This window comes from Candidatus Puniceispirillum marinum IMCC1322, from assembly GCF_000024465.1.
Lineage (GTDB): Bacteria > Pseudomonadota > Alphaproteobacteria > Puniceispirillales > Puniceispirillaceae > Puniceispirillum > Puniceispirillum marinum.
Window position 1 is genome coordinate 1,565,554 of record NC_014010.1, and the last position, 12,360, is coordinate 1,577,913.

The 12,360-nt window shown below is 50.3% G+C and carries 12 protein-coding genes; 5 read left to right on the forward strand and 7 right to left on the reverse strand.

The window, feature by feature from the left end:
• Positions 1 to 59 precede the first annotated feature (59 nt).
• Both SAR116_RS07275 and SAR116_RS07280 read left to right on the forward strand, forming a co-directional pair.
• Positions 60 to 887 carry a M23 family metallopeptidase gene (locus SAR116_RS07275; RefSeq protein ID WP_238531128.1) on the forward strand — a complete coding sequence of 276 codons (828 nt, stop codon included), beginning with the start codon at positions 60 to 62 and terminating at the stop codon, positions 885 to 887.
• 6 nt (positions 888 to 893) lie between these two features.
• Positions 894 to 1,766: an SDR family oxidoreductase gene (locus SAR116_RS07280; protein WP_013046281.1), complete on the forward strand. Its 873-nt coding sequence runs from the start codon at positions 894 to 896 to the stop codon at positions 1,764 to 1,766.
• A 5-nt stretch (positions 1,767 to 1,771) separates the two neighbouring features.
• On the opposite strand, the gene fba is transcribed toward SAR116_RS07280, so the two are convergent.
• From fba to SAR116_RS07310, 6 genes are all read right to left on the reverse strand, one after another.
• Positions 1,772 to 2,833, reverse strand: coding sequence for a class II fructose-bisphosphate aldolase (fba, locus tag SAR116_RS07285; protein ID WP_013046282.1), 1,062 nt, complete (start codon positions 2,831 to 2,833; stop codon positions 1,772 to 1,774).
• A gap of 29 nt (positions 2,834 to 2,862) precedes the next feature.
• On the reverse strand, positions 2,863 to 3,816 hold the full coding sequence (locus tag SAR116_RS07290) for a class 1 fructose-bisphosphatase (protein ID WP_013046283.1): 954 nt from the start codon (positions 3,814 to 3,816) through the stop codon (positions 2,863 to 2,865).
• A 75-nt stretch (positions 3,817 to 3,891) separates the two neighbouring features.
• The gene (locus tag SAR116_RS07295) at positions 3,892 to 4,611 is read right to left on the reverse strand and encodes a Bax inhibitor-1/YccA family protein (RefSeq protein ID WP_013046284.1); all 720 of its coding nucleotides are present in this window, start codon (positions 4,609 to 4,611) and stop codon (positions 3,892 to 3,894) included.
• Between the two features lie 67 nt (positions 4,612 to 4,678).
• On the reverse strand, positions 4,679 to 5,812 hold the full coding sequence (rlmN, locus tag SAR116_RS07300) for a dual-specificity RNA methyltransferase RlmN (RefSeq protein WP_238531129.1): 1,134 nt from the start codon (positions 5,810 to 5,812) through the stop codon (positions 4,679 to 4,681).
• The gene (locus SAR116_RS07305; RefSeq protein ID WP_013046286.1) at positions 5,809 to 6,348 is read right to left on the reverse strand and encodes an invasion associated locus B family protein; all 540 of its coding nucleotides are present in this window, start codon (positions 6,346 to 6,348) and stop codon (positions 5,809 to 5,811) included. The genes rlmN and SAR116_RS07305 overlap by 4 nt, the downstream gene beginning before the upstream one ends.
• Positions 6,349 to 6,615: 267 nt before the next feature.
• Positions 6,616 to 7,299, reverse strand: coding sequence for an arylesterase (locus SAR116_RS07310; protein ID WP_013046287.1), 684 nt, complete (start codon positions 7,297 to 7,299; stop codon positions 6,616 to 6,618).
• Between the two features lie 220 nt (positions 7,300 to 7,519).
• Between SAR116_RS07310 and SAR116_RS07315 the strand changes: the two genes are divergently transcribed.
• From SAR116_RS07315 to SAR116_RS07325, 3 genes are read left to right on the forward strand one after another with little or no spacing between them, the layout of a single operon-like run.
• Positions 7,520 to 8,248 (forward strand): ABC transporter ATP-binding protein, encoded by a 729-nt coding sequence (locus SAR116_RS07315; protein ID WP_013046288.1) that lies wholly within the window; start codon positions 7,520 to 7,522, stop codon positions 8,246 to 8,248.
• A gap of 4 nt (positions 8,249 to 8,252) precedes the next feature.
• The gene (locus SAR116_RS07320; RefSeq protein WP_148212271.1) at positions 8,253 to 10,796 is read left to right on the forward strand and encodes an ABC transporter permease; all 2,544 of its coding nucleotides are present in this window, start codon (positions 8,253 to 8,255) and stop codon (positions 10,794 to 10,796) included.
• Between the two features lie 45 nt (positions 10,797 to 10,841).
• Positions 10,842 to 12,065, forward strand: a complete 1,224-nt coding sequence (locus SAR116_RS07325; RefSeq protein ID WP_190275431.1) for an argininosuccinate synthase — start codon at positions 10,842 to 10,844, stop codon at positions 12,063 to 12,065.
• Between the two features lie 13 nt (positions 12,066 to 12,078).
• Here the strand turns inward: SAR116_RS07325 and SAR116_RS07330 are convergent, their stop codons facing one another.
• Positions 12,079 to 12,306, reverse strand: a complete 228-nt coding sequence (locus tag SAR116_RS07330) for a hypothetical protein (RefSeq protein ID WP_013046291.1) — start codon at positions 12,304 to 12,306, stop codon at positions 12,079 to 12,081.
• Between the last annotated feature and the right edge of the window lie 54 nt (positions 12,307 to 12,360).

Below are 12,360 nucleotides of genomic sequence, written 5' to 3' on the forward strand. Positions count from 1 at the left end.
TTTATCCAAGATCAATTCGTAATTGTTATCGTCTTCTGACCCTATTTTTTGCTCTTGTTATGTCAGCAACAGGTGCCACCACCCTGCATGCGCAATCGACCAGCCCCTTTTTCGTAATTAATGGCGCTGATGTTATTTCGGGTTATCCGCTTGAGGGGCATTTAATCATGGCGCGGACCGCGCCAGATCATAAAGTCACCTTAGATGGCACACCTGTCACCGTTGCTGATGATGGCTTATTTGTCATTGGTTTTCACCGTGACTCTGATGATGACACTACACTCAGCATAACGGATGGCAATGGTTCAATCTCAACCACGATCCTGTCACCCGCCCAGCGCGACTATAATATCCAGCGCATTGACGGGTTGCAAAAATCAATGGTGACACCGCCGCAAGAGGTGCTTGACCGGATCAGGGCTGATTCCAAAAAAGTGCGCGAAGCGCGCGTTGTGCCAGCCCCAACAGGGGATTTTTGGCGCGGTCTTGACTGGCCGGTTCTGGGGCGTATCTCTGGGGTTTATGGCAGTCAGCGTATCTTAAACGGCAAACCCCGGGCACCGCATTATGGCATTGATATCGCGGCGCCATTGGGCACACCTGTCCATGCCCCTGCCAGTGGTACAATTACACTTGCCTATGATCTATATTTTTCGGGTCTGACGGTGATTTTGAATCATGGGCTTGGCGTTAATTCAACCTTTTTGCATTTAGATGAAATGGCTGTACGCGTTGGTGATAAAGTTGAACGTGGGGGGGTGATAGGTACGCTTGGCTCGACAGGTCGTTCAACTGGCCCCCACTTGGATTGGCGAATTGACTGGCAGGGGCGCCGGATTGATGCGGCGTTAATAGCAGGCCCAATGCCAGATTTACCTGAGTCATAGGTTACAATGATGCAATCAAAGCCTGTCATTTTCATTTTTGGTCTTGGCTATGTCGGGGTGCGGCTTGGGCATATGCTGGCGGAACAAGGCTGGCATGTAAAAGGCACCACCCGTGACCCTGCCAAACTATCAAGGCAAGCGGCCGCTGGCTGGGGCATTTTTCCTTTTAGCACAGACAGACCCCTGGTTGATCCCAAAGCTGCCCTTAAAGATGTTGATGCTGTTCTGACAACCATCACCGCGATTGGAGGCACAGATCCAGTTCTGGATGCGCATGGCGATCTACTTGTGGATTTTAATGGCTGGAGCGGCTATGTCTCGGCTACCTCGGTCTATCCTGATCAGCCTGATGATTTCTGCTATGAAGACACCCCGCCAGCCCCTGCCACCGAACGCGGCAAGGCCCGCGTAATTGCCGAACAACGCTGGCAGGACATGCTGAACAGCGAAATATTCCGTGTTGCGGGCATTTATGGCCCTGGGCGCAGCCCCTTTGATGGGCTTCGCAATGGCACCGCCCGCATTATCACCCGCGAAGGCCAGGTATTTAACCGCATCCATCTTGATGATATCTGCCGGATCATTATCGCGGCCATCAAACAACCACGTCCAGGACGCATCATCAATCTGGCTGACAACAAGCCTGCCCCGCAAGGTGATGTCGTGCGATACGCCGCCAAGCTTATCAACCTTGCACCGCCAGAACCGCAAACCCTCGAGCAGGCGAATCTTAGCCCGATGGCGCGCAGCTTTTATGTCTCACGTCGCAAGGTAGGGTCGCGCGTCATCAAACCCGAACTTGGTATTGATTTATTATATCCTGACTATGAAAGCGGCTTACGCGCTATTCTGAATGCCGAACAGACAGACGATTCCTAGACGATTTAACCGATCACCGGATCAAGGCTATGATCTGCATATCGGCGTGCCATGGCTGCTAATGACATAGGCTGAATGCGCGTAGCATTTCCTGCCGTGCCAAACCGTTCAAAGCGATCAATACACAGGGTCTGCATCGCCTCCATTGCTGGTTTCAGCACTTTGCGCGGATCAAATTCGGAACGGTTTTCGGTTGTCACCTTACGCATCGCGCCTAGCATCGCCAACCGGCAATCAGTATCGATATTGACCTTGCGCACACCATGTTTGATGCCACGCTCGATTTCAGCTATGGGCACACCCCAGGTTTGTGGCATTTCACCGCCATGAGCATTGAAAATATCTTGTAATTCTTGCGGCACACTTGAAGAGCCATGCATCACCAGATGAACATTAGGAAGCCGCCGGTTGATTTCCTCAACCACATTCATCGCCAGAATGTCACCATCAGGTTGGCGGGTAAATTTATAGGCACCATGGCTTGTGCCCATCGCAATAGCCAGTGCATCAACCTTAGTCTGCGCCACAAAATCCACTGCTTGATCAGGATCTGTCAGCAACTGGTCTTCAGATAATTTACCGGTCGCACCATGCCCATCTTCTTGTTCGCCTTCACCTGTCTCAAGCGAGCCAAGCACGCCAAGTTCACCTTCGACCGACGCGCCAGCATAATGTGCCATTTCGGTGACCCGGCGGGTAATATCCATATTATAGTCATAGCTGGCTGGCGTCTTGGCATCAGCTTCAAGCGAGCCATCCATCATCACCGAGGTAAACCCATATTGAATAGCGGTCATGCAGGTCGCTTCATTGTTACCATGATCCTGATGCATACAGACCGGAATATGCGGGTACATCTCTGCCAGCGCTTTGACCATCGCCTGCAACATGATGTCGCCAGCATAGGCTCGTGCGCCCCGACTTGCCTGAATTATCACCGGGGCATCGACTTTATCAGCCGCCTGCAGGATCGCCAGACCCTGTTCCATATTATTAATGTTGAAAGCTGGAACGCCGTAGCCATATTCGGCCGCGTCATCAAGAAGCTGTCTTAACGAAATCAACATTTCATGTTCTCTCCGGTTCGGTTATTTAGTTATGAATGATAACCAATTATTACGTCAACTTCATTCATTGATCCAAAGATAAAAGCAACACGTTCATGTAAGTCTTGGGGCTGTATGTCTAAAATCGAATCCGTGCCGTTGGTCGCCTTGCCACCTGCCTGCTCAACCAGCATAGCCACTGGATTAGCTTCATAAACCAGCCGCAATCGCCCCTGAGAATATCCATCTCGGCAATCGGCTGGATACAGGAACACCCCACCACGGCGAAAGATCCGCCAGGCATCCGCAACTAGTGAACCAACCCAACGCATATTATAGTTTCGTTTTAGTTCACCATCACGGCCATCAAGACACGCATCAATATAGGCTTTTACCGGCGCATGCCAATGTCGCTGGTTCGAGGTGTTAATGCCAAATTCCTGTGTATCTGCAGGCATTGCCACCTGCCAACCCATGTCGCAAAAAAAGCCATCATCATCCATCTGAAATGCCAGCACACCATCACCCAGCGTTAAAAGCAAGGTTGTCTGCGGCCCATATACAAAAAATCCGGCAGCAAGCTGGTTACGCCCACATTGCAAGGAGCCGCCTGCGGCAGGCATGATCGAAAAAATAGTGCCTATCGAAACATTCGTATCAATATTTGACGAACCATCAAGCGGGTCGCTGGCGACAATCAGTGTGCCGTCAGCATGAAGCGGAATGGGCGTATCCTGTTCTTCGGACAGATATATAGCCACCCCTGCAGTATGTAACTGTGCTGTAATCTCGTCATCAGCTAAAACATCTAGTGCTTTTTGATCATCACCATCGGCATTTGCGCTGCCTTTGATGGCACCAAGATTAGCAGCTTTATCAGGTGTCCGGATCAGCTTAGAAATCGCCGCCGCTGCTCGTGCCAGACCATTTACCGCGCGGGCGACGTCAGCATCTATGTCTGATTGTGCAGCATGCTGTTTCAAAACCGCATCAAGATCCTGCATCAACCTCTCCATTCAATAAAATGCGCCCGACACCTGTTGGAGCCGGGCGCAAGATGTTTCACTTTACCTTCAGGTCTATTCGCGATTTCCAAATAGACGCAAGATAAACAAGAACATATTGATAAAATCAAGATACAGCATCAAAGCACCAAAGATCGATTTCTTATTTGACTCTTCACTGCTGTCTCCCGCCATATACATAGCCTTGATACGCTGTGTATCCCATGCGGTTAGACCAGCAAAGATCAAAACACCTGCTACTGAAATCACGAATTCCAGCTGGCTTGATGCCATGAAAATATTCACCACAGATGCGATAATCAGGCCAAACAAGCCAATGACCATAAACGAACCCATCGCTGACAAGCTACGCTTTGTTGAATATCCGTAAAGGCTGAGACCCGCAAAGGCTCCGGCTGTAATGAAGAATGCCCGTGCCACGCTAGCGCCTGTGTAGACAAACAGGATTGATGCAAGCGAAAGCCCCATTAAGGCACCATAAATATAGAACATGTTACGCGCCTTGGTTGCCGACATCGCGTTCATGCGCGCTGAAAGCCAGAACACCATGCCCAATGGTGCCAGCATCACAACCCATTTTAAGGGAGTGCCATAAACCAGCTGGCCCACAGCAGGTACGGTCATAACCGCCCATTTCATGGCAAAGGCGAAAAAGCCAGTCAGCAACAATGCCGTGGTCATGTGATTATACACACCCAGCATATAGCTTCGAAGCCCTGTATCAATTTGCGCGGATTGCGCCGCGGCTGTATTCATAAATCTGTTGTCTTGCATTTTGTTACTCCCAAAATGGTCAGAATGTATTTAGAAGATAGTCATACGGCCAGCTATTATCAAGCTATTAAGCCGATGCAGTTTCAGTTGTTTTTGCTTTCTTGTGACGAGGAATCCGCTGGGATGCCGATTTTAATTGTCCGCATGCCGCAAGAATGTCGCGGCCACGAGGTGTTCGTACTGGTGATGCGTAGCCTGCCTTTAAAACACGCTTGGCAAAGGCATCTATACGGTCACCTTTGGAACAGACATATGGGCTGCCTGGCCAGGGGTTAAAGGGAATCAAATTAAGCTTAGACGGAATGCCCTTTATGAGCGCTAGAAGCTGGCGACAATCCTCATCACTGTCATTAATACCATCAAGCATGACATATTCCCATGTGATCCGGCGCGCATTCGAAAGTCCCGGATAATTTCGGCATGCTTCGATCAAGGCGGCAAGCTTGTATTTGCGGTTGATCGGCACCAGCTCGTCGCGCAATTCATCACGTGTTGCGTGAAGCGAGATAGCCAGATTAACGCCCAGCTCTTCGCCTGCCCGTTTGATTTCAGGCACCACCCCCGATGTCGATAATGTGATCCGGCGCTTTGATACCGCGACGCCTTCGCCACTCATGATGATGCGCATCGCCTCGGCAACATTTTCATAATTGAAAAGCGGTTCACCCATCCCCATCAAGACAATATTCGTCAGCCTGCGACCATTTCGTCCGGCTGGCCAGTCAGCCAATTCATCCATGGCCAGCATGACCTGGCCACAAATTTCATCTACGGTCAGATTACGCACCAGCTTCTGGGTGCCTGTATGACAAAAACTGCAAGTCAACGTACAGCCAACCTGCGATGAAATACATAAAGTACCGCGTGTCTTATCCGGGATATAAACAGCCTCAGCTTCGTTACCATCAGGAAACCTTAACAGCCATTTAATCGTGCCATCTTTTGAATTCAGACGTTGCGATACGGCGGGACGGTCGGCCTTATACATAGTCGCCAGTTGTTCGCGCACGGGCTTGCCAAGATCAGACATTTCGTCAAAATTTGTCAAACCATGTCGCCAAACCCAGCGCCAAATCTGTTTGGCGCGAAACTTCGGCAAGCCAGCGGCGATAATTTGTTCTTCAAGCGCGGTCTGCGAAAGCCCAAGCAGATTTATGCGTTGGTCGGCGTCAGAAACAGGTGGCACGGTCTGATCGGTCACTTGCAGGTCTTATCTATAACTGATTTGGTTTTGGTAAATCCGGACAATGAATAAGTGTCTGTGGTGACTGTTCCACGGCTGGATGTGCCAATGATCGACATTGTGGTACCACGTTTCATCGCCGTGATCATCGCATCGTCATCTTCTTCGCTTTCGGCATAGGCGCGATCTTCGATTGTGAATAAGGTAAATTTGCGCTTATCAATTTTGACTGTCACATCCGATTGTTTTTTGTAGTTGTAACCGGCAATGACCTGAACCACATTTCGCTCGGCTTTGCCTGGTCCATGCGAAACAAAAATACGCGTTTCGCCACGATTATCAGGGTCATATTTACCAGCGCTTTTTTTCGGAGCGCTACTTATAAAGCAAACACGAACACCGTTATCATTATAACGATAGGCACCCCAATCTTTTGAAACCAGCATTTCAATCGGCTCTGATGCTGCTATTGATGGTGTGACAGCAGTCAAAAATATACCGAGAAACGGCACCAGCCACAGCATCTTAAAAAATTGATTAGTCCCTTTATTCATCTTTTCCGATATCCCCATATCCTTGGTTAATTTAGCGGTCAGGAAACTTGCCTGAATCGATAGCCCAATTGAACGAATCAATTATGGCAAAATTAGTGGCCCTCAACAGGCAACCACCACCTATAGCAAACATATTGTCTTCCGTGTGTTTTACGGCAGGTAGCAGAGCGATGCAAAGATTTTCAGAACCAAACCAGCAAAAAGCCACAACAAAAGCTTTTGTCCTTAAATGACATGACAAATTATTGTGTCTTATGCAGTAACGACTCAGGGTGTTTTAGCTAGCAACGCCCGCACAGATGGCATGATACGCTTGGTAATCTCACTGATTCCGTCTTCATTTGGGTGCATGCCGTCACCCAGATTTAAATCCGGCACCATCGCCACACCATCAAGAAAAAACGGATAGAAAACCACATCACCGCGTGCCGCAAGACGTGTATAGACCTGGTCGAAATCATCAACATAATCGGTGCCAAAATTCCGTGGTGCCTGCATCCCCGCCAGAAGCACGGCCATATTCTCGGCCTTAAAGCGATTGATAATCGCCTCCAGATTGCGATAGGTGGCATCAGGGTCAAGCCCACGGAGCAGATCATTACCCCCAAGCACGATGATGGCCGCATCTGGATTATCAGCCAATGACCAGTCAAGCCGTGCCAAACCGCCTGCTGTTGTATCGCCAGACACGCCTGCATTGATCACTGATACCGCAACGCCATCCTGCAAAAGTGCCTGCTGCAACATCTCGGGAAACGCCTTGCCTTGCGGCAATCCATGGCCTGCCACCAACGAGTCACCAAGCACCAGAATACGCACCGGCACATCATCCGCAGCTACCGTCTGTTTCAAGCCAAAACCAAAGCCAGCCATAAACACAAACAGAAGTATCATTACCGACTGGTAAAAAAAGCGCACATAACGATTGATAAAGCCCAAATTCAGCACCATATCTTTATTCAGAATTCAATATCATAGGCTGTGACGCCTATCATACAATTAACTAGTTACTATGAAATGGGGACTCATAGCATCATTGTCCATAGCATCACTGAATTGCAAACCGATCAGGATCAATAAAATTTCACCAGAAGCATTTTAAAGCCCTATCATACACCAACGCGAACACAATCCATCAACGCCCATTTGACCAGAACACCAAGGACGCTATATGACCAATCTTCAGGACAATTCAACTAGCATTACGCCCACCCCCGTGATTGATCTAGATAATGCCCAGCTTAGCTTTGGCGAAAAAGCCAAACGGGTCGATGTGTTAAAAGGTATCAATCTGTGCATTGACGCTGGGGAAACAGTCGGCGTATTGGGAGCCAGTGGCGCCGGTAAAACTAGCCTTTTGATGGTCATGGCTGGGTTGGAAAATGTCACCGGCGGTACCATAGCATTAGCCGATTATGACATTACAAATATGCCTGAAGATGCCTTGGCCGCATTGCGCCGTGACAAAGTCGGCATTGTTTTTCAGGCATTCCGCCTGATTGCGTCTATGACAGCCTTGCAGAATGTTTCGATTCCGCTTGAACTAGCTGGCAACAGCGATGCAACGGCACGCGCTAGCGCGGCGCTGGAGTCAGTCGGCCTTGGCCACCGGCTACATCACTTACCTGATCAGATGTCAGGAGGCGAACAGCAACGCGTCGCCATTGCTCGTGCAATAGCCCCCAACCCCCGCATCCTGCTAGCTGATGAACCAACCGGAAATCTTGACAGCACAACAGGCGAAAAGGTAATCAAAACCCTGTTTGAAAGCGCTGCAAATGCGGGTGCTGCCTTAGTGCTGGTGACACATGATGCTGGCCTCGCGGCACGCTGTAGCCGCATCATCCAAATTGAAGATGGCAAGCTTGCTGCAGACAGCAAACAGAAAGCTGCAGGCTAACATCATGATCCCCGATACAGACATCACTATCGCAGATAGCGCATCAAGCTGGACACTGGCTTGGCGATTTGCACGCCGTGAGATGCGCGGTAGCCTGCGCCGGTTCCGGGTGTTTCTAGGCGCTTTGCTGTTAGGTGTCGCCGCCATCGGGACGGTCGGGTCAGTTGCCGATGCCATGCGCAATGGCATTGCCAATAATGCACGTGTTTTGCTGGGTGGTGATATTGAGCTTAGCAGTCGGCACACGCCGCCTGACGCCGAGATCATATCCATGGCCGAAGATTATGGCACGGTGTCACGTGTGGTGCAGATGCGCGCCATGCTTCAAGCCACGGACCAGCGCAAGCTTGTCGAATTAAAAGCTGTCGATGATAAATGGCCATTGGTCGGTAACGTCGACATTGAAGGCGCATCATCATTATCAGTAGCTCTTGCAGATAAAGGCGTTGTTGCAGACCCGTCATTATTACGCTCCCTTGGCCTTGAAATTGGTGACGAAGCCCGTCTTGGTGATACAACTGTGCGCATTGCGGCCAATCTGGTCACCGAGCCTGATCGATCAATCAGCTTTGTCAGCTTTGGGCCGCGTGTCTTGGTATCCAAGGACACCCTTGCTGAAACGGGCTTGCAACAACCAGGTTCATTCATCAGCTACAAAACACGCCTCACCCTCGACAACCCCGTTGATAATGCTGCTGTTTACAGTGCTTTGCTTGCGCGGACTCAAAGCACCCATGTCCGTGTACGCAACCTGCTTGATGCGGCGCCTGGATTTGACACATTCATCAATCAAGCCGAAATTTTTCTGGTGCTTGTTGGTTTGACAGCCTTGCTTATTGGCGGCCTTGGCGTTGCTGGTGCTGTGCGCGCATGGCTAACCAGCCGGATGCCCGTAATCGCAACGTTAAAATGTCTTGGGGCGCCATCCAAACTGATTTTTCGCATCTATCTGCTTCAGGTTATGTCGATCGCCATGGTTGGCGTCATAGCGGGCGTGACAGTGGGTGCCGTTGCGCCACTTTTTGCCATCGACATCCTCTCTGGCTATGTGACAGTGCCACTTGATATAACGCTGTATCCCCGACCTCTGCTCATTGCTGCTGGCTTTGGCATCGGCACCTCATTTCTATTTGCTTTATGGCCACTTGCCAAAGCAGAAGAAGTGCGTGCGGCGCATCTGTTCCGTAGCCTGAATGATATGCCAGGCGGTTTGCCCAAGCCACTTTATGTCGGCATCAGCCTGATAGCCGTTATCGCTCTAAGTGTGCTGGCATTTCTGGCCACTGGCAATCTGCTGATGACAGTCAGCTTTATTGGCGGGTCGATCCTGTCGCTTTTCCTGCTGGCCGGGCTTGGTGATGTGATGGTCTTTGTTCTGCGACGGGTGCCAGCCCCGCAAATTGTTCCCGTGCGCCTTGCCTTGTCAGCCATCATTAGACCAGGTTCACCTGTGCGTTCGATGGTCATTGCCTTTGGACTTGGCCTGTCAGTTCTGGTCGCTGTATCGGTAAGCGAGGCTAATCTGAACCGGCAGATTGATGCGCGTGTCTCCGAAGATGCGCCAGCTTGGTTTTTCATCGATATTCAGCCGCATCAGATTGATGCTTTTGAGACTATCGCGAGCAATATTACAGGCATTTCGAACATCACCAAAACGCCTATGTTACGGGGACGCGTATCGGCGCTTAATGGCGTTTTGTCATCAGATATTGATGCGCCATCTAGTGCGGAATGGGTTTTGCGTGGCGATCGTGCCCTGACCTGGTCAGCCACCCCACCGAAAGGCAGCAATATTGTCGAAGGGACATGGTGGCCAGACGATTATAAAGGGCCGCCGCTTGTATCGATGGCCAAGGAAGAAGCCGACGAATTTGGGCTGGTTCTTGGTGATACTATCAGCGTCAATGTTCTGGGGCGTAATGTTACGGCAAAGATTGTCAATTTCCGCGATATTGAATGGCAAAGCTTCAATATAAATTTCCTGTTCGTGCTGTCGCCAGGCGTCCTCGATAAAGCACCGCATAGCTGGATCGCCACAACCGATGCTGTGGATGATGCTGCTACTGACGCGGTCGAACGCGCAGTGACCAATCAATTTTCAAATGTTTCGGCAGTGTCGGTCAAAGAAGCAGTGCGCGTGGCACAACGCGTCATTGGCTTGCTTGGTGGGGCTGTCCAGATCACCGCGCTTGTAACGCTGGTTGCGGGGATTGCTGTTCTGGCCGGCACGGTTGCCAGCACCGAAGCCCAACGCCTTTCGGATAGTGTGATTCTAAAAGTGCTTGGCGCCACCCGATTATCGATCAGCATTGCTTGGTTTCTGGAATATGCCTTCCTTGGCATTCTGGCCGGTATTGCGGCAGCCATCATTGGGTCACTAGCCAGCTATGGTCTGGTTGCCCAGATTTTGAATATCGAATTTGAGCTTGATATCATGCTGGTTCTGATCACCACCTTGGCAGGGGCAGGGGCAACGGCTTTGCTGGGTCTTGCGGGCGCGGTTAAAACCCTTGGCCATAAACCGGGTCCTCTATTGCGCGAAGTTTAGAAGATACAGTTGCGATAGGGCGATCTATCGGCTATGACATGCCTCATGAGCAAGCAAGATATCAAAAAAGTTGTTCTCGCCTATTCTGGTGGTTTGGACACATCGGTCATTCTGCGGTGGTTGCAAGATCACTATAACGCAGAGGTAGTAACCTTTACCGCCGATATCGGCCAGGGTGAAGATATAGAACCGGCGCGCGCCAAAGCCGAACTCATGGGCATAAAGCAAATCTATATTGAAGATTTGCGCGAAGAATTTGTCCGTGACTATGTGTTTCCCATGTTCCGCGCTAATCCGCTTTATGAGGGATGCTATCTTCTTGGCACCTCGATCGCGCGCCCGCTGATTGCCAAACGCCAGATTGAAATCGCGCGTGAAGTCGGTGCCGAAGCTGTATCACATGGCGCCACAGGCAAAGGCAACGACCAGGTTCGTTTCGAACTTGCCTATTATGCCCAGCAGCCTGATATCAAAGTGATCGCACCATGGCGTGAGTGGGATCTTGGCTCACGCACAAAGCTGATTGCTTATGCCGAGCAAAATCAGATTCCCATTCCAAAAGACAAACGCGGCGAAGCGCCATTTAGCGTTGATGCCAATCTGCTGCATATTTCGGCTGAAGGAAAAGTGCTGGAAGACCCATGGGTCGCACCAGAAGAATATGTATTCTCGCGTAGCGTCTCTCCTGAAGACGCGCCAAACAAAGCCACTGAAATCGAAATCACCTTTAAAGCAGGTGATCCTGTCGCCATTGATGGGGTTGAAATGTCACCTGCCGCCCTGCTGACCAAGCTGAATGAACTTGGTGGGGCTAACGGTATTGGTCGGCTTGATCTGGTGGAAAATCGCTTTGTTGGCATGAAATCACGCGGTGTTTATGAAACGCCTGGCGGGACTGTTTTGCTGACCGCACGTCGGGCAATGGAATCAATAACGCTTGATCGGGGTGCCGCGCATCAGAAAGACGAACTGATGCCGCGCTATGCTGAACTTATTTATAACGGGTTTTGGTTCTCGCCTGAACGTGAAATGCTTCAAGCTGCCATCGATAGCTGTCGTGATCTGGTCAATGGTGTCGTGCGGTTGCGCCTTTATAAAGGCAATGTCATTGTAACGGGTCGCAAATCACCTAATTCACTTTATAATGCCGATCTGGTCACCTTCGAAGAAGGCGCTGTTGATTACGACCACAGCGACGCGCATGGCTTTATCCGCCTTAACGCGCTTCGGCTGCGGGTGAATAAGCTAACCCAAGACGGCAAAAATTAGACCTTAATTGCGCCTATTCAGGTACACAGACTTCGCCAACAGTACCATCGCGGTTAACCTGTTTTAATGCGACCGTCCCGGTTGGTGCCAATGCGAATCCTGATTGACGCATGCCTGTTGGACAGGGCGAGACAACAACCCATTCATAAACCGCATTACCGTTACTATGTTCACGGAATTCCTGGACATTATCTGATGTAAATGCTGCCACAAGCCCAACCACTAAAATGAGTCCTAGCATTATCTTTCCTTTGTTTAAGACGGTGTGGTTCGATAGTCTGATAGCCTGTCATTT